This is a genomic window from Streptomyces sp. NPDC055099 (assembly GCF_053607685.1).
This window is the reverse complement of the sequence record NZ_JBSGUA010000010.1, coordinates 1-24,839: the sequence shown is the minus strand read 5'-3', so window position 1 is coordinate 24,839 and position 24,839 is coordinate 1. Positions and strand designations below refer to the sequence as shown.

Below are 24,839 nucleotides of genomic sequence, written 5' to 3'. Positions count from 1 at the left end.
CGATCGCCCGGCGGCTTGAGAACGCGGAGCGAGAGCTGAAAAGCGAGGAGCGGAACACCGTGCACGCGATGCAGTACGAGATCACACTTCCGGCCGACTACGACATGGGCATCATCCGCGGCAGAGTCGCCGCCAAAGGCCATCTGCTGGACGACTTTCCGGGCCTCGGGGCCAAGGCGTACCTGATCCGCGAACGCGGCGTCGACGGCTCCCCCGTCAACCAGTACGCACCGTTCTACCTCTGGAACACAGCCGTAGGCATGACCTCCTTCCTCTGGGGCCCCGGATTCCAGGGCATCGTCGACGACTTCGGGAGACCGGAGGTGCAGCACTGGACGGGGCTAGCGTTCGTGGAGGGGGTCGCCTCAGGTGCCGTCTCGGGTGCCGTCTCGGGGGCTGACTCAGGTGCCGCACCGTCCGCGCAGGCGGCGGTACGACGTCGGACGCGCATCCCTACCGGCACGCCCGTCGGCGCCCTGGCGACCGAACTCGTCCACGAGACCGAGCGGTTGGCGCGCCAGGACGGAGTGCTCTACGCGGCAGCGGCCATCGACCCGCGCACGTGGGAGGCAGTGCACTTCTCCGTCTGGGACCACGCATCACCCAAGGGCAAGGGCGAAGGCGATGTGTTCCAGGTGCTGCACCTGTCCGCGCCGGAGCGGCACATGCTCCCCAAGGGTCGGCAATGGTGAGCGCGGTCCATATGGCCCGTCCAGTCCGTACGGTCCGTACGGTCCGTACGGTCCTCGGAGACATCGATCCGGCAGGGCTGGGCACCTGCGACGCCCACGACCACCTCTTCCTGACGAGCCCACAACTCCCTGGCCAGGAACTGGACTCGCCCACCGCGGCGGCCCAGGAGCTAGCGGCCTTCCGGAATGCCGGCGGTGAAAGCCTGATCCAGTGGACGCCGCACGGGATGGGACGCCGCGCGGCGGACCTGCCGGAGCTGTCTCAGACATCAGGCGTACGCATCGTCACGGCGACAGGTCTCCACCAAGCGGCCCACTACGCACCGGAGTTGCTCGACCGCCTCCGCGCCGACGGACTCGCGGACCTCTTCGCACGCGAGATCACCAAGGGGATCGCCGACACCGGCGTGCGGGCCGGGCTGATCAAGGTCGCAGGCGGGTTCCACGGCCTGGACGCGCACGCCCGCTGGACGATGGAAGCAGCGGCCGAGACCCACCACGCGACGGGCGCGCCCATCGCCGTCCACCTGGAGCTCGGCACCGGCGCACTGGACGTACTCGACCTGCTGTGCGGCGAGTTGAGCGTCCCGCCCGATCGCCTGATCCTCGGCCACCTGAACCGCCTCCCCGACCTCGCGATCCACCGCCAGGCGGCCGAAACCGGCGCGTACCTCGCCTTCGACGGGCCCTCCCGTGCCCACCACGCCACGGATTGGCGCATGCCGGAAGCGGTACAGACCCTGGTCGAGGTGGGTTTCGCCGACCAACTGCTCCTGGGCGGCGACACGACGACGGCCGGAGCCCGCGCGGTGAACGGCGGGCCAGGTCTGCCCTATCTGCTGCGCAGGGTGCGCCCACGGCTCGAACTCGCCGTGAGGGAAGAGCTGGTCGAAAGAATCCTGCGGGACAACCCGGCTCGCGCGTTCGCGGTGGAGTGGGCGTAGGCATCGGCGAGCCCCGTTCACCTTGGGCATCGGGGCGAGGGCGGGGGCGAGGACGGGGGCGACCTCACGCCAGACTTGCGTACTGCCTCGCGTATTGCACTGAGCGTTCCAAAACTTGTACCGTACCGACATGGCCCGACCGAGAACCTTTGACGAGGAACGGGCCCTGGACGCGGCGATGCATGCCTTCTGGGCGAACGGCTACGAGGCCACCTCGACCCAGGACCTGTGCGAAGCCACCGGCCTGGGCCGCAGCAGCATCTACAACACCTTCAGCAGCAAGCACGAACTGTTCCGGCGGGCCCTGGCCCGCTACATGGACTCCATGACATCCGTCCAGGTCGAGATCCTGGAGGACGTGGAACGGTCCCCGATGGAGCGCCTTCGCGCGCTGTTCCAGCGCGTCATCGACTCCGAGTTCGAGTGCCGCGAGAACGGTCACAGCATCGGCTGCCTCACGGTCAACACGACGGTGGAACTGGCCGGGCGCGACCCCGAGGCCGCCGAGATGCTCGCCGGTGACCTCGCAGTACGACTGGCCGCCATGAGCGCCGTCATCCGTACGGGACAGAGCGGCGGCGACATCACCTCCACGCGGGACGCGGGCGACCTGGCCCACTTCCTGAACGCCGTCATCGGCGGCATGCGGGTCTCCGCACAGGGCGGCGTCGACCGCGCGGCCCTGACGGCCATCGCCGAGACGGCCTTGGACGCGTTGACGCATTGACGCTTGACGGCCTGAGCTTGACGACCTAACGGTCTGACTCTCTCGACCCATCGACCGCCCCTTCGCTCCCCTGGGCTGCCCCCACATGCCGCACATCCTCGTTTTGTAACGACCAGTCCATAAGTTTTGAACTGGACAGTCCATAACTATCTCTCCACCCCCATCCCGACAGGAGCCCCCATGCCCCGCGCCGTCTACCTACTGGCCCTCGGCATCTTCGCCATGGTGACCAGTGAATTCGTGGTCGCCGGTCTGATGCCGCAGATGGCCGACGGACTCGACGCCACGATTCCGGAGATCGGTTACTTGATCACCGCCTTCGCCGCGGCGATGGCTCTCGGCGGGCCCTTCCTGACGATCGCCCTGCTGAAGGTGCGTCACAAGTCGGCTCTGATGGTCCTGTTCGGCGTCTTCCTGGCAGGCAACGTCCTCGCCGCCTTGGCCCCGGACTATCGCACCATGCTGGTGGCCCGCATCATCACCGGCATCGCGTCGCAGGCCTTCTTCGGCGTCTCCATCTCGATGTGCTCGGAACTCACCCGCCCCGAAGTGCGGGGCAGGGCCATCTCGGTGGCCCTGAACGGGCTGATGCTCGGCACTCTCCTCGGGCTGCCGCTCGCCACCGTCGTCGGTGAACACCTGGGCTGGCGCGCCGCGTTCTGGGCCATCACCGGTCTGACCGTCGTCGCGGCACTCGCCACCCTCGTCGGAGTGCCTCGCATGGAGGACGCCGGTTCCGAGGGCGCCGACAGCGAGACAGGTCCCAGCCTGCGCCAGGAACTGGGCGCCTTCCGCAACCCCCGGCTCTGGCTCACGCTCACCACCAGCACCTTCGTCATCGGCGCCACGTTCTCCGCCTTCAGCTACTTCAACCCGATCCTCACCGAGGTCACCGGCTTCTCCACGGGTACCGTCCCGCTGCTGCTCATCGCCTACGGAGCGGCCACCCTGATCGGTAACACCGTCGTCGGCCGGTTCGCCGACAAGCACACCGTGCCGGTCCTGCTCACCGGCCTTCTGCTCAACCTCGCGTTCCTCGCCGGCTTCGCCATATTCGCCCAACTGAGCGTGGTGGCCGTGGCGTTGATGATGGGCATCGGCCTCGTCGGCGTCACCATGAACCCGGCGCTGGTGACGCGCGTACAGCGCACGGGCAACGCCCGGCCGCTGGTGAACACCGTCCACACCTCGTTCATCACCCTCGGCATCATCATCGCGACGTCCGTGGGCGGGCCCGCCATCGATACGTTCGGCCTGCGGGCGCCCCTGTGGATCGGCGCCGCCCTCGCGGCGCTCGGTCTCCTCACGCTGCTGCCCGACCTGAAGCGGCTGCGTGAGGAGCGAACCTCAGCCGCCGCAGCGGGGGTTGAGGCCCTGGAGCCAGCCATCGAGCCCCAGGGCGCGGCTCCCGCGAACGCGAAGGAGACCGCAGCCCGCGCCTGATGCCTTCTGAAAGCCCCTAACCCAACGCCGCGAGGGGGTCGTCGAGCACCGGCTGCCAGGCCAGTTCGGCGGCCCCCACCAGGCTGTTGTGGTCCAGCGTGCAGGCGAGGATCGGTACGCCTCCGCTGCGCCCCCACAGGCTCCGGTCGGCGACGACGGCGCGCAGCCGCTCGGGGTCGGCCTCAAGGAGTGCGCGGTGCAGGCCGCCCAGGATGATGCGATCCGGGTTGAGGATGTTGACCAGGCCCGCGAGCCCGAGGCCGAGGCGGTCGATGAGTTCCTCGGCCGCCGCACGGACCGCGGGGTCCCCGCCCCCGTCACGGAGCAGTTCGCGGGCCTGCAGCAACAGTCCTTCGGGGCCCGGCTCGCGGCCCGCCGCCGTGAGGAAGGCCAGCGGGTCCGTCTCGACGTCCAGGCAGCCCCGGCTGCCGCAGTGGCAGGGGCGGCCCTCCGGATTGACGGTGAGGTGCCCGACTTCGAGCGCGAGGCCCGAACTGCCCGTGTGCAGACGCCCGTCGAGCACGAGCGCGCCGCCGACCCCCCGGTGTCCGGTCGCCACGCACAGCAGATCACGTGCGCCACGCCCGGCGCCGTGCCGGTGCTCGGCGAGCGCGGCGAGGTTGACGTCGTTGGCGGCGAACGCGGGCCCGGCGATCCCCGCGTCCCGTACGCAGTCGGCGAAGATCTGGCGGACCTGCGAGCCCGCGGGCCACGCCAGGTGCAGCGGATTGAGCGCGGTGCCCTCCGGTTCCGCGACGGCCGACGGCACGGCGAGGCCCGCGCCCACGCATCGCCTGCCGGTCTCCCGCAGCAACTGCGCACCCGCGTCGATGACCGAGCCGAGCACCTGCGCGGGGTCGGCGTCGATCGTCTCGCAGCCGGGCGCGGTGGCGACGATCCGGCCGCCGAGCCCGACGAGCGCCGCCCGGAAACCGTCGGAGTGCACCTGCGCGGCGAGCGCGACAGGACCGTCCTCCGCGATGGAGAGGCCGTGCGAGGGGCGCCCCTGGGATCCCGCGGGCGCACTCGGCCTCGCGTCGATCCTGATCAGGCCGAGCGCCTCCAGTTCGGCGGCGACGGCGCCCGCCGTGGCGCGGGTGACGCCGAGTTCGGCGGTGAGTACGGCACGGGTCGGGGCGCGTCCGGTGTGGACGAGCTCAAGAGCGGGCCCGAGCGCTCCACGCCCTCGCTCCAGGCGCGTACGCGTGGACAGATCCCCCTCGACGCGGGGGGCAGCCTTGCCGTTCATGAGGGCGAGTCTCCCATGATCCGTACGCCGCCTCGCCGTTCAGCCGTCATCTGCCCGTACACCGCCCGCCCACTTCCCTTCCCCTGCCGCCTCGCAGGGATCTATCTCCCACTCCGGACACTCCAGCCACCTCACGCGCGCCACTCGTTCAGTGACGACCGCAACGAAATCCCACTCAGCACGGGCCGTCGACCCGCGTACCGGGATTTCTTCGCATGCCGACCGCCCTGGCCCCCCACCCGCACTCCGCCACTGTCGCTGCCGTCCTACCGGCCCCCGCCACCCACGCGTGACCGTCACCTCACAGCAACCGTCTTGCGCGTCTTGTACGCCATGGGGGCACACCTCTACTCTGACTTTGTGCCGCTAGTAAACAAAACCACGTCCGCAGCGTCGCGGGCCACTCCCCCGGGCCTTGTCCGGCTCCGTGTCGCACTCACCGTCTTCTTCGCGCTCGACGGCTTCATCTTCGCCGGATGGGTCGTCCGCATCCCCGCCATCAAGGAACAGACCGGCGCGTCGGCCAGCGACCTCGGGCTCGCACTGCTCGGGGTGTCCGCCGGCGCCGTGATCACGATGACGCTCACCGGACGGCTCTGCCGCCGCTTCGGCAGCCATCCGGTCACCGTGGCCTGCGGAGTGCTGCTGCCGTTGAGCATCGCGCTGCCGCCGCTGACACACTCGGCACTCGCGCTCGGGCTCGTGCTCCTGGTGTTCGGTGCCGCGTACGGCGGCATCAACGTCGCCATGAACAGCGCCGCCGTCGACCTGGTGGCCGCCATGCGGCGACCGATCATGCCCAGCTTTCACGCCGCGTTCAGCCTGGGCGGCATGGTCGGCGCGGGGCTCGGCGGGCTGATCGCCGGGTCCCTCTCCCCCACCCGCCACCTGCTCGGCCTCACCGTGATCGGCCTGGTCGTCACCGCCGTCGCGGGGCGAACCCTGCTGCGGCTCGAACCCCCCACCCCACCCGTGGAGCGGCAGGGGCAAGAAACCACGCCGCGCCACCTCGACACCCGCACCCGCCGCCTGGTGATCGTCTTCGGGTTCATCGCCCTGTGCACCGCCTTCGGCGAAGGTGCGCTCGCCGACTGGGGCGCCCTCCACCTCGAACAGGACCTCGCGGCCCACCCCGGCATCGCAGCCGCCGGTTACTCCTGCTTCGCCCTCGCCATGACCGTCGGCCGCCTCAGCGGAACCACCCTGCTCGAACGCCTCGGCCAGACCCCGATACTCGTCGGCGGTGGCACTACGGCCGCCGCCGGCATGCTCCTGGGAGCACTCGCCCCCAACGTCTGGCTCGCCCTCGTCGGCTTCGCCGTCACCGGCCTCGGCCTCGCCAACATCTTCCCCGTGGCCGTCGAACGCGCGGGCGCCCTGGCCGGTCCCAACGGCGTCGCCACCGCCTCCACCCTCGGCTACGGCGGCATGCTCCTCGGCCCGCCCGCGATCGGCTTCATGGCCGACTGGTTCTCCCTGCCGATCGCCCTCACCAGCGTCGCCGTACTCGCGGGCCTCGCCGCCGCCATCGGGTACACGACCCGTCGCTGACCCTCGTGGGGCGGGCAAGCCGTACGTCGTACGCCTTGGTAGCGACTGGTGCTGCCCCAAGGCGAACGCGCCTCCCCTCGAACCCGCTCCATCCGGCAGAATCCCGCGCATGGAGATCTCCGAGCACCTCGAAATACTCGATGCGGAAGGCAAGTTGCTGGCCCGCACCGCCGAAGCGGCCGGGACGGACGCCAAAGTGGCCACCTGTCCCGGTTGGTCGGTGCGCGATCTGCTGAGGCACACGGGCGTGGTGCACCGCTGGGCCGCGGCGTTCGTCGCCGATGAGCAGACCTCGCCGCGCCCCATGGGTGAACCGCCGGAGCTCGACGGCGCCGCCTTGATCGACTGGTACCGGCAGGCGCACGCCGACCTGGTCACGACACTTCGCGCCGCCGCACCCGACGTACAGTGCTGGGCGTTCCTGCCCGCGCCCTCACCGCTCGCCTTCTGGGCGCGGCGGCAGGCGAACGAGACGGCGATCCATCGCGTGGACGCCGAGTCCGCGCGCGGGGGTGCGCCGTCGCCGATCGGCACCGAGTTCGCCGCGGACGGGATCGACGAGTTGCTGTGCGGGTTCCACGCGCGTGAACGCAGCAGGGTGCGTACGGAGGAGCCGCGGATTCTGAGGGTGCGCCCGACGGACGCGGACGCGGTGTGGACCGTACGCCTCTCGCAAGAGCCGCCCGTCACGGTGCGGGGCGAGGACGGCCGGGCCGACTGCGAGGTGTCAGGGCCCGCGGAGCGCCTCTATCTCGCGCTGTGGAACCGCGCAGCGTTCCCGCACGTCAGCGGCGACGCCGCGCTGAGCACGCTGTGGAGCGAGACGTCGGGCGTGTAAGGGGGCGGGCGAGGGTGGACTAGGGGGAGGCGGGGCGCGCCAGCATCCGTTCGAGCACCGCACGCTGCAACGGCCGTACCTGGGCGTGCAGCCTGCGCCCCTTGTCGGTGAGCACGACCCGCACCCCGCGCCGGTCCTCGCTGCACATCGCGCGCTCCACCAGGCCGTCCTTCTCCAGGCGGCCGATGAGGCGGGACAACGCGCTCTGGCTCAGATGAATCCGGCCCGCGATGTCCTGCACGCGGTAGGCGCAGTCGCCGTCCGCCGCGGCGCCCTCGGACAGGACATCGAGGACCTCGAAGTCGCTCGCCCCGAGGCCGTGCTCACGCAGGGCGCCGTCGAGTTCACACAGGGTGCGCGCGTGCACCGCGAGGATGTCGCGCCATTGATCCACGAGCTCATGCTCGGCCGTCTTGAGCCCTTGATTGACCGTCCTGAGCTCTTGCTCGGCCTTTTTCGCCGCCATGACATCGCACGGTAGCAGAGAATCCGCCCTTTGTTGCATCGGAATTAAATGCACTTGCAGTCAATGCACGTGCATGTACTGTGCTCCGCATGACTTCTCCGCTCACAGCTGCCTCCGCGTCCCCGGAGCGCTGGTCCCCGCGTCTGTGGGGCACTCTCCTGGTGCTCTGCGCCGCGATGTTCCTCGACGCACTCGACGTGTCGATGGTCGGCGTCGCACTGCCCTCCATCGGCTCCGAACTGAACCTCTCCACCTCGACCCTCCAATGGGTCGTCAGCGGCTACATCCTCGGATACGGCGGCCTGTTGCTCCTGGGCGGGCGAGCGGCCGACCTGCTCGGACGGCGCCGCGTCTTCCTGATCGCGCTCGCCGTGTTCGCCCTCGCCTCGCTGCTCGGCGGGTTCGTCGACTCGGGTCCGCTGTTGATCGCCAGCCGCTTCATCAAGGGCCTGAGCGCCGCCTTCACCGCGCCCGCCGGCCTCTCCATCATCACCACGACGTTCGCCGAGGGCCCGGTCCGCAACCGCGCGCTCACCATCTACACCACCTGCGCCGCCACCGGCTTCTCCATGGGCCTGGTCCTCTCCGGGCTGCTCACCGAGGCCAGCTGGCGCCTGACGATGCTGCTGCCCGCGCCCATCGCCGTCATCGCGCTGATCGCCGGACTCAAGCTGATCCCGCGCAGCGCCCGCGAGAAGAACGCCGGCGGCTACGACGTGCCGGGCGCCGTCACCGGCACAGCGGCGATGCTGCTGCTCGTCTTCACCGTCGTCGAGGCGCCGGAGGCAGGATGGGCGTCGGCCCGTACTCTTCTGTCGTTCCTCGCCGCGGCCGTGCTGCTCACCGTCTTCGTACGCATCGAACTGCGCTCCGCGAGCCCGTTGATCCGCCTCGGCGTCCTACGCTCGGGGCCTCAACTCCGGGCTCAGATCGGCGCTATGACGTTCTTCGGCGGCTATGTGTCCTTCCAATTCCTGGCCACGCAGTACTTCCAGACGCTGCTCGGCTGGTCCGCCCTGGAGACCGCGCTCGCCTTCCTGCCCGCGGGAGCGCTCGTCGCCCTGTCGTCCACGAAGGTCGGCTCGGTGATCGACCGGTTCGGCACACCGCGGGTCATCGTGGCGGGCTTCGTCCTGCTCGTCGCCTCGTACGCGCTGTTCCTGCGCGTCAGCCTCGCCCCGTCGTACGCGTCCATGGTGCTGCCGTCCATGATCCTGCTCGGCTTCGCGTGCGCCCTCGTCTTCCCCTCGCTCAACATCCAGGCCACCAACGGCGTGGACGACGACGAGCAAGGCATGGTGTCGGGCCTCCTGAACACCTCGATCCAGGTGGGCGGCGCGATCTTCCTCGCCGTCGTCACCGCGGTGATCACCGCTTCCTCGCACGGCTCCGACGCCTCACCGCAGGCAGTGCTCGACAGCTACCGGCCCGGCCTGATCGTGGTGACGCTCATCGCGGTCGCGGGCCTGCTCATCACTCTCACCGGGGTGCGGACGCGGCGTACGCGGGAAACCGTCGTCGTCGCGAAGTCTCAGCCCCAGGAGGCGGCGGAGAGGGAGCCGGTGGCCGCCCGCGACTGACCGCTCGGCCGATCAACAGAGCGCTCCCGGCGTGCAGTTGCTTGCCCGCCGGGAGCGCGCACCGCACACTTCGAAGATGGGGCGAAGGACGCAGGCCGAGCGCGACGCGAACACTGTGGAGATCGGTTTCGCGCTCTTCGCCGCCACGTCCCTGGCGGGCGCCACGATGCTGGCCGTGGCGTCACCGGCGTTCTTCTTCGGCGTGACGTCCCCCAGCCAGGGCACGCTGGTCCTGGCCGGCAAGATCGTGGGAGTCGTCGTGTTCGTCGCGGTCCTGGTGACGATTCTCGTACGCCACCGGCGCACGACGCGTCAGCCGAGCCAGCCGGGGCGCACCAAGCCCGACTCATAGGCCAGGACGACCAGTTGGGCGCGGTCGCGGGCACCGAGCTTCACCATCGTGCGGCTGACGTGCGTCTTCGCGGTGAGCGGGCTGACCACGAGGCGACGGGCGATCTCCTCGTTCGACAGGCCGATGCCGACCAGCGCCATCACCTCCCGTTCCCGCTCGGTGAGTTCACCCAGCGGCTCGGCACTCGCGGGCTCCTTGGAGCGGGCCGCGAACTCGGAGATCAGGCGGCGCGTGACACCGGGCGAGAGCAGCGCGTCGCCGTCGACCACCGCGCGGACGGCGCGCAGCAGCTCCTCGGGCTCGGTGTCCTTGACCAGGAAGCCCGAGGCCCCGGAGCGGATCGCTTCGAAGACGTACTCGTCCAGCTCGAAGGTGGTCAGCATGACCACCTTGACGTCGTTCAGGTCCGGCTCGTCGGTGATCTTGCGGGTCGCGGCGAGGCCGTCGAGCAGCGGCATGCGGATGTCCATCAGGACGACGTCGGGGCGCAGTTCACGCACCTTGCGCACGGCTTCCTCGCCGTCCGCCGCCTCCCCCGCGACCTCGATGTCCCGCTGGGCGTCGAGCAGCGCCTTGAAACCGGCCCTGACCAGCGACTGGTCGTCGGCGAGCAGTACGCGGATCACTGGTCCTCCTGAGGTGCCGTGCGCGTGGGCAGTACGGCGGTGACCCGGAAGCCCCCGTCCGGGCGCGAGCCCGCGTCGATCGTGCCATTGAGGGCGGCAGCGCGTTCCCGCATTCCCGCGAGTCCGTTGCCGCTGCCGCCCGCGTCGGCGCCGGTGGCCGGGCCGTCGTCGTCGATCCGCAGGGTGAGCGCCGCGGCCTCGTACCGCACCAGCACGCGTGCGTGGCGTGAGCCGGAGTGGCGTACGACGTTCGTGAGGGCCTCCTGGACGATGCGGAACGCGGCGAGATCGACGCCGGGTGCGAGCTTGCTGCGGGGCCCCTGTATGTCGACCTCGACGGTGAGTCCTGTGCTCGCGGCCTGCTGCACGAGTTCGGGCAGCCGGTCGAGTCCGGGGGCCGGGGCGCGGGGGGCGTCACCGGGCGTTCGGAGGGTGTCGAGGACCTGGCGGACCTCCCCCAGGGCTTCCTTGCTCGCGGTCTTGATGGTGGTCAGGGCGGTGCGGGCCTGCTCGGGATCGGAGTCGAGCAAGGCCAGGCCGACGCCCGCCTGGACGTTGATCACGGAGATGCTGTGCGCGAGGACGTCGTGCAGTTCGCGGGCCATCCGCAGCCGCTCCTCGTCGGCCCGCCGCCTGGCGGCCTGCGCGCGCTCAGCACGTTCCTTCATCCACTGCTCACGTCGTACGCGGGCCAGTTCGGACACGGCGATGATGGCGACGACCCAGACGGCGACGACCGTTTCCTCGCCCCAGGTCCGGGCATTGTCGCCGTCCGGCGGCAGCCACTGGTAGAGCCAGTGCGCGACCAGCAGATGCCCCGCCCACAGCATCCCGACGGCGCCCCACGCGGCGCGCCGGTGCCCCGAGACGACGGCGGCGAAGCAGCCGACGGCGACGGTGATCAGGACGGGGCCGTACGCATACCCCGCCCCCAGGTAGAGCAGCGCGGTCCCGGCCGTGACATACGCGACCGGGACCGGGTGGCGGTGACGCAGCAGGAGCGAAGCCGTGCCCGCGAGCAGGATCAGCCGGGCGTAGACATCGAGGGGCTCCCGGTCGAGCTGGCCCTCCGCCGCGTACTTCGAGCCGATCTGTACGAACACGGTGATCGCCAGCGTCGTCAGCCACGGCAGCCTGCCGGCGCCCTCGGCCTCGTCCTGCCGGTTCCACCAGGGCGGCCCCTGCCGCCACAGCGCCGGTCCGCCCCAGGGCAGGGCCGGACCGCCGCGCCCGCGTTCGCGCTGCTCATCCATGGCGGCAACGCTAGACCGAGAGCCGTTCGGCGGTCGTCACCCCAGCGTGGCGATCACGCGTACTCCCGCGGGAGTAGCTCCCTGAGGAGAACCCGGACGGCGAGGGCTCAGCTCTGCTCCAGCAGCCCGACCCCGCGGGCGAGTTGCGTCGCCGCGTGCGAGAAGAACTCCGCACGGTCCTCGACGACGCGGTTGAACTGCCCGAACACCTCGAAGCCGACGAGCCCGAAGAGCTGGGCCCACGCCGCGACCATCGCCGTGATCACCGCGGGCGGCAGGTCGGGGGCGAGGTCGGCGGCGATGCGCTCGGCCTCCGGACGCAGGCCCTTGGGCAGCGGCTGCACGGCGACACCACGTCCCTGGTGGGCGTCGCGCACGATCCCGATGAGCAGCAGCCCGACGCGGGCGGCGGCTTCGACCGTGGAGGCGGGCGCGCTGTACCCGGGGACGGGCGAGCCGTAGATGAGGGCGTACTCGTGGGGATGCGCGAGCGCCCAGGTCCGCACGGCTTCGCACACGACCGTCCAGCGCCGCACGGGCTCGGCCGACGCGACCTCGGCGTGCGCCGACTCGGCGGCGGCGCCTAGCGAGTCGTACGCGTCGATGATGAGCGCGGTCAGGAGTTCGTCCCGGCTGGGGAAGTAGCGGTAGAGGGCGGAGGACACCATGCCGAGCTCGCGGGCGACGGCGCGCAGGGAGAGCTTGGCCGCCCCGTCGGCCGCAAGCTGTCTGCGTGCCTCGTCCTTGATGGCGGCGGTGACTTCGACTCGGGCGCGGGCCCTGGCCCCGCTGGTGGCGCTGCTCATACGGGCAGTGTGCCACGAGTTCGGAGCAGTGCACCAAAACGTGAGCAGCGCACCGCTAAGCGAGCCCCGCACAAATTAGAGAGCACTGCTCTTGAAATGGAGCACCCGTCTCGTGCACACTGCTCTTAAGCGAGAGCAGTGCTCTCGGAAATCCTCAGACTCTGGCGGTCACCATGTCCTCGTCGTCCCCGTCCTCGTCGTCCTCCTCCGCTTCCTCCTCTTCGGGCTCCCCCACCCCCTACTACCTCCAGGGCAGCCCGCTCGCCGTGCGGCTGAACAACGTGATCGGCTGGCTGGCGCGGCACGGGATCAGCCTGATGGGATCGGCCGAGCTCTCCGTACGGGGACGCAAGAGCGGCCAGATGCAGCGCATCCCGGTCAACCCGTTCACGTACGAAGGCACCCAGTACCTGGTCTCGGCGCGCGGCCACTCGCAGTGGGTGCGCAACATGCGCGCGGCGGGCGGGGGCGAGCTTCGCGTGGGCCGCAAGGTGCGCGCGTTCACGGTCGAGGAGGTCCAGGACGCGCAGAAGCTGCCGCTGCTGCGTGGCTACCTGGAGAAGTGGGGCTGGGAGGTCAACCAGTACTTCAAGGGCGTCACCGCGAAGTCCACGGACGCGGAGATCGAGGCAGCCGCGGGCGACCACCCCGTCTTCCGCGTCACCCTCACCAAGTGAGGCCGAGCGCCCACGAGCAGACGAACCCCGCCTATCGGTCGAAGGCGCTCAGCGACTACCGGTCGAAGGCGCTCAGCGCCCGTCCCGCCAGCGGATGGTTGCGCACCAGCTCGCCGAGCGTCGTCGAACCGCGGGTGATCCTCGCGAACGCGTTCCACGCGGGCCGGAACCCGGTGATCGCCGCGTGCAGCGTGCCCGGACGGCGCTCGAAGATGGCGAGCATGCGCTTGCCCACGCTCATCTCGACACCGAGGCCGGCCTTGACGGCGAAGGCGTAGTTCAGGGCCTGGCGGCGGGCGTCGACCGCGTCGTGCGCCTCACCGATCCGCACCGCCCACTCCCCCGCGAGCCGCCCCGAGCGCAGCGCGAAGGAGATGCCTTCGCGGGTCCACGGTTCGAGCAGGCCCGCCGCGTCACCGCACACCAGGACCCGGCCGCGCGAGAGCGGCGAGTCGTCACTGCGGCAGCGCGTGAGATGGCCGGAGGAGATGCTCGGCTCGAAGCCCGCGAGCCCGAGGCGGGCGATGAAGTCCTCCAAGTACCGCTTGGTCGCCGAGCCTTCGCCGCGTGCGGAGATGACGCCGACGGTCAGGGTGTCGCCCTTGGGGAACACCCAGCCGTAACTGCCCGGCATGGGACCCCAGTCGATGAGCACGCGCCCCGCCCAGTCCTCGGCGACGCTCTGCGGCACCGGGATCTCGGCCTCCAGGCCCAGGTCCACCTGGTCGAGCTTCACGCCGACATGTGCTCCTATGCGGCTCGCACTGCCGTCGGCCCCGACGACCGCGCGCGCAAGCACCGTCTCGCCGCCCTGCAGAACCACCGCGACCGTCCGCCGGTCGGGCACCACGGAGCCGTGCTGCTCCACGCGCGCGACGGTGACACCCGTGCGCACCTCGGCGCCCGCCTTCTGCGCGTGCTCGACCAGTTGCTGGTCGAACTCGGGGCGGTTGATCAGCCCGAAGAGCATCTGCTTCGAGCGGCGCGTGCGGGCGAACTTGCCGTCCAGGGAGAACGTCACCGCGTGCACCCGGTCCCTGAAGGGCAGCTCGAACCCCGGGGGGAGCGAGTCACGCGAGGGGCCGATGATGCCGCCGCCACACGTCTTGTACCGGGGCAGTTCGGCTTTCTCCAGGACGAGGACGCTGCGTCCCGCGACGGCTGCCGCGTAGGCCGCCGACGCCCCCGCGGGCCCTGCTCCCACCACGACGACGTCCCATACGTACTGCGCGTCGTCCGCTGAGTTCTCGCTGCTCACGTTGGTCTACCGCTCCCGATCCAGCTGTTGGCCGCGCTTTCCAGGGCATCCTACGGCGGGCACCCCGGGCACCCTGCTGTGGGAGGATCACCACACCCACGTACGTACAACGTCGCACCCACGAGGAGCGTGCCCATGTCGCCGGATCCGATCACCGAGACCATCGCCTCACTCATGCCGAGGGCGAAGGCGGAGCTCGCCGAACTGGTGGCCTTCAAGTCGGTGGCGGACTTCGAGCAGTTCCCGAGGAGCGAGAGCGAGGCCGCCGCGAACTGGGTGGCGGACGCCCTGCGCGCCGAGGGGTTCCAGGACGTGGCCCTGCTCGACACCCCGGACGGCACCCAGTCGGTGTACGGCGTGCTGCCGGGCCCCGAGGGCGCGCCCACCGTGCTGCTCTACGCGCACTACGACGTGCAGCCGCCGCTCGACGAGGCGGCGTGGACGAGCCCGCCCTTCGAGCTGACGGAGCGCGACGGCCGCTGGTACGGACGCGGCAGCGCCGACTGCAAGGGCGGCGTCCTGATGCACCTGCTCGCGCTGCGCGCCCTGAAGGCGAACGGCGGCGTCCCGGTGACCGTCAAGGTGATCGCCGAGGGTTCCGAGGAGCAGGGCACGGGCGGTCTTGAGCGGTACGCCGAGCAGCACCCCGACCTCCTCGCCGCCGACACCATCGTCATCGGCGACGCGGGCAACTTCCGTGTCGGCCTGCCGACGGTGACGGCCACGCTCCGCGGCATGACGCTGGTGCGCGTCCGCATCGACACCCTTGCGGGCAACCTGCACTCGGGACAGTTCGGCGGTGCGGCCCCCGACGCGCTCGCGGCGCTGGTACGGGTGCTCGACTCGCTGCGCGCGGAGGACGGCTCGACGACGGTCGACGGGCTCACCGGCGACGAGGTGTGGGACGGGCTTCAGTACGAAGAGGACGATTTCCGCAGGGACGCCAAGGTCCTCGACGGCGTTCGTCTGGTCGGCAAGGGCACGGTCGCCGACCGCATCTGGGCGCGCCCCGCGGTCACGGTGCTCGGCATCGACTGCCCGCCGGTGGTCGGCGCGACCCCGTCCGTGCAGGCCGCCGCGCGGGCGCTGATCAGCCTGCGGGTGCCGCCGGGCGTGGACGCGGCCGAGGCCACCAAGCTGCTTCAGGCGCACCTGGAGACGCACACCCCCTGGGGCGCGCAGGTGACCACCGAGCAGATCGGGCAGGGCCAGCCGTTCCGCGCGGACACCACCAGCCCGGCGTACGCGGCGATGGCGGAGGCGATGGGCGAGGCGTACCCGGGCGAGGAGATGCAGTACGCGGGGCAGGGCGGCTCGATCCCGCTGTGCAACGCCCTCGCCGCGCTGTACCCCGGCGCGGAGATCCTGCTGATCGGCCTGAGCGAGCCGGAGGCGCAGATCCACGCGGTCGACGAGAGCGTGTCGCCCCAGGAGTTGGAGCGGCTCTCGGTCGCGGAGGCGCTGTTCCTCCAGAAGTACGCGGCGGCGGCCGGCTGAGCCACCGGGCGCGTCGGCGCAGCTGAGCGGGGCCGCCGTGGAGAGGTACACCGAGGGCCCGTAGGTCATTCGGGGCCGACCGGGACCCCCGCCTCCAGGTACAGGGTGACCCCGCGCTCCCGCGCGCGCAGGGCCCAGCGCAGTCGTTCGTAGCGCACGGAGGGCAGGAGGCGGGCCGCCTCCTCCTCGGTGACGAAGCGGCAGTCGCGCAGTTCGGGGCCCGGCAGCAGCATCTGGCGCGCCTCGGCGCCGTCGAGGCGTCCGCCGTCGAAGAGGAACCGCATGCCGCCGTAGCCGGGCGGCCTCGGCGGCTCCCAGTCGGCGACGAGGAGCCGGGGGGCGTCGGCGAGTTGGATGCCGGTCTCCTCGGCCACCTCGCGCATGCCCGCGCGCGCGGGCGCCTCTCCCGGTTCGACGACACCGCCGGGGAACTCCCAGCCGGCCTTGTACGTCGGGTCGACGAGCAGCACCCGGTCCCGCTCGTCGAAGAGCAGCACACCGGCCGCGAGGGTTTCCGCGGTGGGCTCCGGGGTCTGCACGATGTCGCAGACGGACGCCGCCCCGGTGCGTACGGCGTCGGCGATGCGCGCGGCGGTCTCGCAGGGGTCGAGCGCGCCGGTGTCGATGCGGAGGGCGTCGGCGCCGAGCCAGCCCGCGAGCGCGGTGCGGTAGGGCTCGATGTGGTCGAACGACCACTGCCGTACGCGGGACTCGCCGTCGGGCAGGTCCGGGACGGGGCGTCCTGCTATTCGTTCGCGCAGGATCGTTTCATCCGGGGTCAGGACGACATGGCACACGGTGATCCTGCGCGAGGCGAGGCCGCCGAAGATCTCGTCGCGGTAGTCCTGCCTGAGCAGGGTCATCGGCACCACGAGGACACCGCCGACCTCGGCGAGCAGGGCTGCCGCCGTGTCCACGACGAGCCGCCGCCAGAGCGGCAGGTCCTGGTAGTCGCTCACCTCGGCGAGGCGCTTGGCGGGCAGCAGTTCGTGCAGTCCGCCGCCGATGACCTCGGGGTCGAAGAGTGTGCTGTTCGGGATCAGCTCGATCAGTTCCCGTGCGGCGCTGGTCTTGCCCGCACCGAACGCGCCGTTGACCCAGACGATCACGGTTCCCCCTCTTCTGTTGGCCCCCTGTGGCTTGCCCGCAACACCCTGCCACGGAAACCAGGCCCTGATGAGGCCGCCATTCCCCGGACCGAAAGGCGCCCTCAACTGTCAAGCGATTCGCACGCACTTCACCCCATCGGGTGGCAGTCGCCCTGCATGAATCGTTCCCTCACTGCGGGGCAGGCCCCCCTTCGCTAGCGTGATCCGCCAGGCGCCCCAGCCCCTGGTGACCTCCTGAATCCGGCTCTTCCGATGCGCCCCGCTCACGCGAGGATCCGGCCGATGCTCGAACCTGGGGGACACGTGCAACTCGATGCACTGAACGAATTCGCCTTCGAGGACTCCGACAACCAGCCCCGCGTGTACGGCCACAACGGCGCCGTCGTCGTCGAACTGCACGGCGAGGTCGACCTGTTGGCCTATCAGCAGATCGTCCCGCTCCTCGACCCCATCACCGGCGGCACAGCGACCACAGTGGTCATCGACCTCACCCACACCACGTTCTTCGACTGCTCCGGCCTCGGACTGCTCGTCCGTGCGCGCCGCCGCACGAAGGCCAGAGACGCCCGCCTCGCCGTGGTCTGCACCGACCCCCTGACGCTCCGCGTCCTGCGACTCACGGGCCTCATGCCCATGCTGTCGCCGGTCCCCACGCTTGAGGAAGCACTGCGGCAGGAGTGAGCCCGCACCAGAGGCGGCGGGTCTCCGCGGCCACTGGACGGGCTCAGGGGGGTGCTGCGGGGTCCGGGCAGCACCAAAAGCCTGCCTCGCGGACGCCGTTGCCGGGAGTAGGCGCGCACGGTGCATATATGCATTCCGTTCACACCCCGTGTGAACGGGGCACTCACCGTGGCTTCGCCGCGGGCCGGGCCGCGCGGGCACGGTTGGGCCACCGGGTCCGGGTGTAGGCGTGAAAGTGGTCGCCGGCGTGGTCCTGCCCGAGGGTGCAGTGCAGGACGTCACCGGGCCTCTCGTCCCAGCACAGGCCGGGAATGTCACGGGCGTACTTCGGGGCTTTCATGCGGAGCGCTCCGTCTGCTGAGTGTTGTCGGTGGCCACGCCCCGACACTCTCAATCCCGCTGGTCAGCGCGGGACATGGCAGCCCGTGACACGGACCGGGTCATGCGGACGGCTCACCCCTTGCTCGGCCCCAGCGCCGGCCCCGCGACGACGAACCGGCCCCGCGGCCACGAGAAGGCGTCCGGCCCCGAGCCGTCAGCTCCCCACCGCGGGCCGCAGGTCCGCGGCCCTCTCCTCCTGGCTGAGCGCGGCGGCCGCGGCCCCCACGAGACCGGCGTCCGTGCCCATCAGGGCGGGGGCCACGGTCAGTTGGCGTACGAACGACAGCGTGGCGTAGTCCTTCAAGGACCGCCGCAGCGGATCGAAGAGCACGTCTCCCGCCTTGCCCACCCCGCCCCCGATGACCGCGATGTCGATCTCGACGAGCGTCGCCGTCGCGGCGATCCCCGCGGCGAGCGCCTGCGCCGCCCGCTCGAAGGAGGCGACGGCGACCGGGTCCCCGGCACGTGCGGCGAGGGCCACCGCGGCGGCGGACGTGTCGCCGTCGGGCCCCGGCAGCCAGCCGCCCTCCAGCGCACGCCGGGCGATGTTGGGCCCACTGGCCAGGCGCTCCACGCATCCGCGCGCCCCGCACGGGCAGGCATCACCGTCCAGGTCGACGCTGATGTGACCGATGTGCCCCGCGTTCCCGGTGGGGCCGGGGTGCAGCTTGCCCCCGAGGATCAGTCCGCCCCCGACGCCCGTGGACACCACCAGGCACAGGGCGTTGTCGTGCCCGCGGGCCGCGCCCAGCCAGTGCTCGGCCGCCGTCATCGCGACGCCGTCTCCCACCAGTTCGACCCGAAGGCCGCCGGTGGCCGCGCGTACCCGCTCGACCAGCGGGTAGCCGCGCCAGCCGGGGACGTTCACGGGGCTGACCGTGCCCGCCGATGCGTCCACGGGGCCCGCGCTGCCGATGCCCACCGCGCGCGCCCTGCCCCACATCGGGGAACGCGTGAGCTCGCCGATGACCTCTTCGACCGCCCGCATCACGATGTCGCCGTCCTCGCGCGCGGGCGTGGGCCGCTGGGCGCGCAGCAGGATCCGGCCGCGCCCGTCCACCAGGGCGCCGGCGATCTTGGTGCCGCCGATGTCGAGTGCGGCGACGAGGTCCGTGTGCATCAGTGTCAGATCTCCTGGTGAAAGGGCAGGCCGCTCATCTGGTGAAAGGGCAGGCCGGAGAATGTGATGGACAGTCTCTCTTGCATCTGACAACGTTGTCCAGGTTCTATGCTCGACGCCACATCACTTAAGCACCACTTTCAGCTCACCTTCGTCGACGACAGGACAGCGCACCGTGGCCGAGACCGCCAGCCGACCCGAGCGACCCGAACCCCGCTACGGCAACCGTCCGACCATGAAGGACGTCGCCGCCCGCGCCGGAGTCGGCCTCAAGACGGTCTCCCGTGTCGTCAACGGCGAGCCGGGCGTCACCCCGGACACCGAACGCCGTGTGCAGGAGGCCATCGACGCCCTCGGCTTCCGGCGCAACGACAGCGCGCGCGTCCTGCGCAAGGGCCGCACGGCCAGCATCGGCCTCGTGCTCGAAGACCTCGCCGACCCCTTCTACGGCCCGCTCAGCCGCGCCGTGGAGGAAGTGGCCCGCGCCCACGGCGCGCTCCTCATCAACGGTTCGAGCGCCGAAGACCCGGACCGCGAGCAGGAGTTGGTGCTCGCGCTGTGCGCGCGCCGGGTCGACGGTCTCGTCGTCATCCCGGCCGGTGACGACCACCGCTACCTGGAGCCGGAGATCGCCGCGGGTGTCGCGACCGTCTTCGTCGACCGGCCCGCGGGGAAGATCGACGCGGATGTCGTGCTCTCCGACAGCTTCGGCGGCGCGCGTGACGGCGTCGCCCACCTCATCGCCCACGGTCACCGCCGCATCGGCTTCATCGGCGACCAGCCGCGCATCCACACCGCCATAGAACGCCTGCGCGGCTACCGCGCCGCCATGGAGGACGCGGACATCCCCGTCGAGGACGCGTGGATGTCGCTCGGCCCCACCGCCCCGGACCGCGTCGAGCAGGCCACCAGGATGATGCTGGGCGGCCCCGACCCCGTCACGGCGATCTTCGCGGGCAACAACCGTGTGACGGTGACCGTCGTCCGCGTCCTCGCCGGGCTCTCCCGCCCCGTGGCCCTCGTCGGCTTCGACGACATCGAACTCGCGGACCTCCTGCAGCCGGGCGTGACCGTCGTCGCCCAGGACGCCGCGCAGTTGGGCAGGACCGCCGCCGAGCGCCTGTTCCGTCAGCTGGACGGCGCGTCCGACGCCCCGGAGCGCATCGAACTCCCGACGCGGCTCATCAAGCGCGGGTCGGGCGAACTGCCGCCCGCGGGCTGACGGCCGGCGGGCGGAGTGCGGGGGCGGTCAGCAGACGGGGAGGCCGGGCAGCGGCTTGTCGTTGTCGCCGCCCTTGATGTAGACGTCGCTGATGAAGACGCCGGTGTTGCCGCTGTCGTCGTCCGTCTTCGCCCACCAGACGTTCGTCCACTCGCCGTGCGTCTCGCGGCGGCCCAGGTTCTGCTGGCAGTAGAAGTAGTTCGTGCCCGCGTTCAGCACGCCCGCCTCGGCGCCCGACGCGGTGTACGACGTCGCCGTACGCCAGACCGAGCAGTCGTACTTGCCGCCGCCCGCGGCGTGGCAGGCGGCTTCGGGGGCCGGTTCGCCGCCGCCCGTCGTGCCGCCGGAGCCCTCCGAGTCGCCGCCTGTCGTGCCGCCGTCCCCGGTGGGCTCGGTGGAGGGTTTGGGGCGGGTCGCCGGTCTGTCCGTGGACTTGGGGTCGTCGTCCTTGCCCGCGGAGGGCTTCGCCTCAGGTTTGCGGGACTTCTCGTCACCCTGCTTCGACGGCTTGGGGCCGTCCGTGCCCTCCAGCGCGCCCCGGCTGCTGTCGGCCTCCGGCTCGGCGGCTTCCCCGGAGGCGGCGGCTCGCCCGGCCTGACTTCCGCTGTCCTCTTGGCCGTTGAGGAGGGCGACGGTTACGCCGGTCGCCGCGAGGACGACGACCACGGCCACCGCGGCGAGCAGCGCCCGGCCGCGGCGCGGGCGACGCCCGGTGGCTGTGGCGGCGGGCGGCGGCACGGCCCCGGAGGGCACCGCCGTGTCGGCGAGCGGTGGTCCGAAGCCCGGCGGTGGGCCGCTGGGGATGCTGCGCTCGGTGGCCTCCCTCGGCCGCGGGGCGGGCTCGCGCGGCGGGGCCGTGACGGCGCCGTCGGCCGCGTCGGCGAGGATCAGGGCCGCCTGCTCCGCGGCCGGGCGGGCCTGCGGGTCCTTGTGCATCAGCTGTCGCAGCACGGGGATGAGGGGCCCGGCCCTCCGCGGCTCGGGAAGCGGGTCGGTGACGATCGCGGTGAGCGTGGACCAGGTCGACGTACGGCGGAACGGGGACGCGCCTTCGACCGCCGCGTAGAGGGTGGCGCCCAGGGCCCAGACGTCGGACGCGGGTCCCGGGTCCTGGCCCTGGGCGCGCTCGGGCGCCAAGTAGTCCAGGGAGCCGACGAGTTCGCCGCTGCGGGTGAGGTGGGTGGCGGAGCCGTCGCCCGGATCGTCCATCGTGGCGATGCCGAAGTCGGTCAGGACGACGCGGCCACCGGTCTCCAGGAGGATGTTGCCGGGCTTCACGTCGCGGTGCAGGACTCCGGCGCGGTGGGCGGCGGCGAGCGCCTCCATGACCTTGGCGCCGATGGCCGCCGCCTCGCGGGGGCCGAGGGTGCCGCGCTCCCGCAGCACGTCGTCCAGGGAGGGTCCTTCGACCAGCTCCATGACGATCAGGGGCCGCCCGTCGACCTCCGCCACGTCGTGCACGGCGACGACTCCGGGGTGGCGCACCCGGGCGGCCGCGCGGGCCTCGCGCTGCATCCGAACCCGCAGGTCGGCCAGTTCGGGCCCGGCCGCGTCCGTGTACGTGCGCAGTTCCTTGACGGCGACCTCGCGGCCGAGCACCTCGTCGACGGCGCGCCAGACGACGCCCATGCCGCCGCGCCCGAGCTGCGCGGTCACGCGATAGCGCCCGGCGAGCAGGCGGCCCACACCGCCGGTCTGTTCCTGATCCCCCGAAGTCACCGCTGCCCCGTTCCTGTGACACCACTGTGCGTGGCTCACAGACTACGGGGCAGGGGTGACGGCGCGTGCCGGGAGTTACTTGCCGTGGGGCGTGAGGTCCCCGCGGCGCGGGCCCGAGAAGTGCTGCAGGCGGGCCAGCGTCAGACCGGTGAGCCGGGTGACCTCGCCGACGTCGAGGGCGCCGCAGTCCAGGCCGCGCAGCAGGTATCCGGCCAGCGCCTTGGCCGATGCCGGCTCGTCCGCCACGTCGCCGCCCTCGCGGTGTGCGGCGTACGCGGACAGGCGCGCGGCGGCCTGCTCGAAGCCCTCGCGGTAGAAGGCGAACACGGCGGCGTATCGCGTGGGGATGTGGCCGGGGTGCATGTCCCAGCCCTGGTAGTAGGCGCGAGCCAGGGCGCGGCGCGTGAGGCCGTAGTGCAGCCGCCAGGCGTCGTGCACCTTCTCGGTGCTGCCGACGGGCAGGACGTTGGTGGAGCCGTCCGAGACGCGGACGCCGGTGCCGGCCGCCGCGACCTGCATGATCGCCTTGGCGTGGTCGGCGGCCGGGTGGTCGCTGGTCTGGTAGGCGGCGCTGACGCCGAGGCAGGCGCTGTAGTCGAAGGTGCCGTAGTGCAGGCCGGTGGCGCGGCCCTCGGCGGCGCCGATCATGCGGGCCACGGTGGCGGTGCCGTCGGCGGCCAGGATGGACTGGCTGGTCTCGATCTGGATCTCGAAGCCGATCCGGCCCGGCTCGAGGCCGCGTACCTTCTCGAACTCCTCCAGGAGGCGCACCATCGCGGTGACCTGCTCGGGGTACGTGACCTTGGGCAGGGTCAGGACGAGGCCGTCGGGCAGGCCGCCCGCCTCCATGAGGCCGGAAAGGAAGATGTCGAGGGTGCGGATGGCGCGGTCGCGCACGTTCTCCTCGAAGCACTTCATGCGGATGCCCATGTACGGGGCCGCGGTGCCGTTCTTGTACGCCTCGGAGATCAGGCGGGCCGCGCGGGCGGCGTCCTGGTCCTCGTCCGCGCCCTTGTAGCCGTCCTCGAAGTCGATGCGCAGGTCCTCGATCGGCTCGCGCTCCAGCTTGGCGCGCACGCGGTCGTACACCGGAGCGGCCAGGTCGTCGGCGAGGCCGAGGACGGACGCGAAGGAGGCGGCGTCCGGCGCGTGCTCGTCGAGGGCCTTCAGCGCCTGGTCACCCCACGTGCGGATGGTGTCGGCGCCGAAGAGCTCTCCGGGGACGTACACGGTGTGGACCGGCTGGCGGGTGCCCGGGTCTCCGGGGTAGCGGCGCTCGAGCTCCGCGTCCACCGGGGCGAGGGAAGCGCTGATGCCCTCGCTGACCGCGCCCGCGAGGCTCGTCGCCACCTTCTCTTGCTGACCCATTCCTGCACCCTCCACACGATCGGGTCCTCACACTCAGGACCACTCGATGTTTCCGCTCCACGGAATCAACAATCCGTATGGCGAAGTTATCCGGCGACCTTCCCGCTGGTCAACACCCTCTCGTCTGCCGGACCTCGTCCGTTCATCCCTGTCTCAGATCCTGCTTCCGCACTCGCGTGCCCGCACCTCATCCTGACCGCCACCCCTTGAAGGAGACCGCGTGCCGAATGACACCCGAGTAACGCGCCGCCTCGGCCTGCAGACCGCGCTCGCCGCGGTGGCCGTGCCCCTGTTCACCACCGCGCTGGCCGCATCGCCCGCCCACGCGGTGGAACGCTCGGGGCGCCGCCTGGAGGTCATGTCGTTCAACCTCCGCTACGCGAGCACCACGCCGCCCAACGCCTGGGCCGACCGCCGCCCGGTGACCCGGGAACTCCTTCGCCGCGCACGCCCTCACGTCATCGGCACCCAGGAAGGCCTCTACCAGCAGGTACGGGACATCGCCGAGGATCTGGGCCCGCACTACGACTGGATCGGCACCGGCCGCGCGGGCGGCAGCCGCAACGAGTTCATGAGTGTCTACTACGACACCCGCAGACTCGCGCCCATCGAGTACGACCACTACTGGCTCTCCGACACCCCGGACGTCATCGGCTCGAACACCTGGGGCGGCGGCTCCATCCGCATGGTCACCTGGGTCCGCTTCCACGACCTGCGCACGGGCACCGAGCTGTACGTCCTCAACACCCACCTCGACAACGCGAGCCAGTACGCACGCGCGCGTGCCGCGAGTCTGATCACCGAACGGATCACCCGTCTCGACCCGTCCCTGCCGCTTCTGGTCACGGGTGACTTCAACGTCGCGGCACACAAGAACCCGGTCTACGACACGATGCTTGCCGCCGGTCTCGTCGACACGTGGGACGCGGCGGACGAGCGCAGCAAGGCCTACGCCACCTTCCACGGCTACCGGCCGCTGGTGCCGGACGGCGACCGGATCGACTGGATTCTGGCGACGCCCGATGTGCGCGTCCACTCGGCGGCCATCAACACCTTCTCGCAGGGCGGGCAGTTCCCGAGCGATCATCTGCCGGTGCAGGCCTCGCTGAGCCTGTGACGCGGCGAGGCCCCCACCCCGCTCGGTGCAGGGTGAGGGCCTCGTGCGCACGATGAGTCGATGAGCTCAGCCCTTGCGGGTGTTGATCTCTTCGGTGAGGGCGGGGACGACGTCGAAGAGGTCGCCGACCACGCCGTAGTCGACCAGGTCGAAGATGGGGGCC

The 24,839-nt window shown here is 71.3% G+C and carries 24 protein-coding genes; 13 read left to right on the top strand and 11 right to left on the bottom strand.

The features are described 5' to 3' along the window. The first annotated feature begins 59 nt into the window (after window positions 1–59). The 4 genes from ACWFRU_RS23995 to ACWFRU_RS23980 all read left to right on the top strand — a co-directional run bounded on the left by ACWFRU_RS23995 (window position 60) and on the right by ACWFRU_RS23980 (window position 3,806). Window positions 60–692, top strand: a complete 633-nt coding sequence (locus ACWFRU_RS23995; protein ID WP_453690064.1) for a DUF4865 family protein — start codon at window positions 60–62, stop codon at window positions 690–692. An 11-nt stretch (window positions 693–703) separates the two neighbouring features. Then, the gene (locus tag ACWFRU_RS23990; RefSeq protein WP_453690063.1) at window positions 704–1,636 is read left to right on the top strand and encodes a phosphotriesterase family protein; all 933 of its coding nucleotides are present in this window, start codon (window positions 704–706) and stop codon (window positions 1,634–1,636) included. Between the two features lie 130 nt (window positions 1,637–1,766). Next, window positions 1,767–2,363, top strand: coding sequence for a TetR/AcrR family transcriptional regulator (locus ACWFRU_RS23985; RefSeq protein WP_453690061.1), 597 nt, complete (start codon window positions 1,767–1,769; stop codon window positions 2,361–2,363). Between the two features lie 180 nt (window positions 2,364–2,543). After that, window positions 2,544–3,806: an MFS transporter gene (locus tag ACWFRU_RS23980; protein ID WP_453690059.1), complete on the top strand. Its 1,263-nt coding sequence runs from the start codon at window positions 2,544–2,546 to the stop codon at window positions 3,804–3,806. A gap of 16 nt (window positions 3,807–3,822) precedes the next feature. On the opposite strand, the gene ACWFRU_RS23975 is transcribed toward ACWFRU_RS23980, so the two are convergent. Continuing rightward, the gene (locus tag ACWFRU_RS23975) at window positions 3,823–5,055 is read right to left on the bottom strand and encodes an ROK family protein (RefSeq protein ID WP_453690057.1); all 1,233 of its coding nucleotides are present in this window, start codon (window positions 5,053–5,055) and stop codon (window positions 3,823–3,825) included. Window positions 5,056–5,415: 360 nt separating this feature from the next. On the opposite strand from ACWFRU_RS23975, the gene ACWFRU_RS23970 reads away from it, so the two are divergent. Both ACWFRU_RS23970 and ACWFRU_RS23965 read left to right on the top strand, forming a co-directional pair. Next, window positions 5,416–6,606 (top strand): MFS transporter, encoded by a 1,191-nt coding sequence (locus ACWFRU_RS23970; protein WP_453690055.1) that lies wholly within the window; start codon window positions 5,416–5,418, stop codon window positions 6,604–6,606. Between the two features lie 109 nt (window positions 6,607–6,715). Beyond that, entirely contained in the window at window positions 6,716–7,444 is a 729-nt protein-coding gene (locus ACWFRU_RS23965) for a maleylpyruvate isomerase family mycothiol-dependent enzyme (RefSeq protein ID WP_453690053.1), read from the top strand. Window positions 7,445–7,463: 19 nt separating this feature from the next. Here the strand turns inward: ACWFRU_RS23965 and ACWFRU_RS23960 are convergent, their stop codons facing one another. Then, complete coding sequence (locus tag ACWFRU_RS23960; RefSeq protein ID WP_453690051.1) at window positions 7,464–7,910, bottom strand: MarR family winged helix-turn-helix transcriptional regulator; 447 nt, start codon at window positions 7,908–7,910, stop codon at window positions 7,464–7,466. Window positions 7,911–7,999: 89 nt separating this feature from the next. Here ACWFRU_RS23960 and ACWFRU_RS23955 point away from each other — a divergent pair, with 89 nt between their 5' ends. Both ACWFRU_RS23955 and ACWFRU_RS23950 read left to right on the top strand, forming a co-directional pair. Beyond that, window positions 8,000–9,490: an MFS transporter gene (locus ACWFRU_RS23955; protein WP_453690049.1), complete on the top strand. Its 1,491-nt coding sequence runs from the start codon at window positions 8,000–8,002 to the stop codon at window positions 9,488–9,490. A gap of 76 nt (window positions 9,491–9,566) precedes the next feature. After that, complete coding sequence (locus tag ACWFRU_RS23950; protein WP_453690048.1) at window positions 9,567–9,842, top strand: DUF6332 family protein; 276 nt, start codon at window positions 9,567–9,569, stop codon at window positions 9,840–9,842. On the opposite strand, the gene ACWFRU_RS23945 is transcribed toward ACWFRU_RS23950, so the two are convergent. From ACWFRU_RS23945 to ACWFRU_RS23935, 3 genes are all read right to left on the bottom strand, one after another. Beyond that, on the bottom strand, window positions 9,803–10,468 hold the full coding sequence (locus tag ACWFRU_RS23945; protein ID WP_453690046.1) for a response regulator: 666 nt from the start codon (window positions 10,466–10,468) through the stop codon (window positions 9,803–9,805). The two genes, ACWFRU_RS23950 and ACWFRU_RS23945, sit on opposite strands and share 40 nt — an antisense overlap. Next, on the bottom strand, window positions 10,465–11,721 hold the full coding sequence (locus tag ACWFRU_RS23940; protein WP_453690044.1) for a sensor histidine kinase: 1,257 nt from the start codon (window positions 11,719–11,721) through the stop codon (window positions 10,465–10,467). Before ACWFRU_RS23940 ends, ACWFRU_RS23945 begins: the two co-directional genes overlap by 4 nt. A 107-nt stretch (window positions 11,722–11,828) precedes the next feature. After that, a complete protein-coding gene (locus tag ACWFRU_RS23935) occupies window positions 11,829–12,527 on the bottom strand; it encodes a TetR/AcrR family transcriptional regulator (protein WP_453690042.1) in 699 nt (232 codons plus the stop codon). 173 nt (window positions 12,528–12,700) lie between these two features. Here ACWFRU_RS23935 and ACWFRU_RS23930 point away from each other — a divergent pair, with 173 nt between their 5' ends. Further along, the gene (locus ACWFRU_RS23930; RefSeq protein ID WP_453690040.1) at window positions 12,701–13,204 is read left to right on the top strand and encodes a nitroreductase family deazaflavin-dependent oxidoreductase; all 504 of its coding nucleotides are present in this window, start codon (window positions 12,701–12,703) and stop codon (window positions 13,202–13,204) included. A gap of 55 nt (window positions 13,205–13,259) precedes the next feature. On the opposite strand, the gene ACWFRU_RS23925 is transcribed toward ACWFRU_RS23930, so the two are convergent. After that, the gene (locus tag ACWFRU_RS23925) at window positions 13,260–14,462 is read right to left on the bottom strand and encodes a geranylgeranyl reductase family protein (protein WP_453690038.1); all 1,203 of its coding nucleotides are present in this window, start codon (window positions 14,460–14,462) and stop codon (window positions 13,260–13,262) included. 135 nt (window positions 14,463–14,597) lie between these two features. Here ACWFRU_RS23925 and ACWFRU_RS23920 point away from each other — a divergent pair, with 135 nt between their 5' ends. Next, window positions 14,598–15,959, top strand: coding sequence for a M20/M25/M40 family metallo-hydrolase (locus ACWFRU_RS23920; RefSeq protein ID WP_453690036.1), 1,362 nt, complete (start codon window positions 14,598–14,600; stop codon window positions 15,957–15,959). Window positions 15,960–16,024: 65 nt separating this feature from the next. Here the strand turns inward: ACWFRU_RS23920 and ACWFRU_RS23915 are convergent, their stop codons facing one another. Then, window positions 16,025–17,068 (bottom strand): NUDIX domain-containing protein, encoded by a 1,044-nt coding sequence (locus ACWFRU_RS23915; protein WP_453690034.1) that lies wholly within the window; start codon window positions 17,066–17,068, stop codon window positions 16,025–16,027. Between the two features lie 282 nt (window positions 17,069–17,350). On the opposite strand from ACWFRU_RS23915, the gene ACWFRU_RS23910 reads away from it, so the two are divergent. Beyond that, window positions 17,351–17,749, top strand: coding sequence for an STAS domain-containing protein (locus tag ACWFRU_RS23910; protein ID WP_453690032.1), 399 nt, complete (start codon window positions 17,351–17,353; stop codon window positions 17,747–17,749). Window positions 17,750–17,912: 163 nt separating this feature from the next. Here ACWFRU_RS23910 and ACWFRU_RS23905 read toward each other — a convergent pair whose 3' ends face one another. Continuing rightward, entirely contained in the window at window positions 17,913–18,089 is a 177-nt protein-coding gene (locus ACWFRU_RS23905; protein WP_160503428.1) for a hypothetical protein, read from the bottom strand. Window positions 18,090–18,284: 195 nt separating this feature from the next. Beyond that, window positions 18,285–19,250, bottom strand: coding sequence for an ROK family protein (locus ACWFRU_RS23900; RefSeq protein ID WP_453690030.1), 966 nt, complete (start codon window positions 19,248–19,250; stop codon window positions 18,285–18,287). Between the two features lie 235 nt (window positions 19,251–19,485). On the opposite strand from ACWFRU_RS23900, the gene ACWFRU_RS23895 reads away from it, so the two are divergent. Then, on the top strand, window positions 19,486–20,472 hold the full coding sequence (locus ACWFRU_RS23895; protein ID WP_453690466.1) for a LacI family DNA-binding transcriptional regulator: 987 nt from the start codon (window positions 19,486–19,488) through the stop codon (window positions 20,470–20,472). 27 nt (window positions 20,473–20,499) lie between these two features. On the opposite strand, the gene ACWFRU_RS23890 is transcribed toward ACWFRU_RS23895, so the two are convergent. After that, complete coding sequence (locus ACWFRU_RS23890; RefSeq protein ID WP_453690028.1) at window positions 20,500–22,191, bottom strand: serine/threonine-protein kinase; 1,692 nt, start codon at window positions 22,189–22,191, stop codon at window positions 20,500–20,502. 75 nt (window positions 22,192–22,266) lie between these two features. Then, the gene (locus tag ACWFRU_RS23885) at window positions 22,267–23,559 is read right to left on the bottom strand and encodes a DUF6986 family protein (RefSeq protein ID WP_453690026.1); all 1,293 of its coding nucleotides are present in this window, start codon (window positions 23,557–23,559) and stop codon (window positions 22,267–22,269) included. A 220-nt stretch (window positions 23,560–23,779) separates the two neighbouring features. Between ACWFRU_RS23885 and ACWFRU_RS23880 the strand changes: the two genes are divergently transcribed. Further along, entirely contained in the window at window positions 23,780–24,676 is an 897-nt protein-coding gene (locus tag ACWFRU_RS23880; protein ID WP_453690024.1) for an endonuclease/exonuclease/phosphatase family protein, read from the top strand. Window positions 24,677–24,839: the final 163 nt, after the last annotated feature.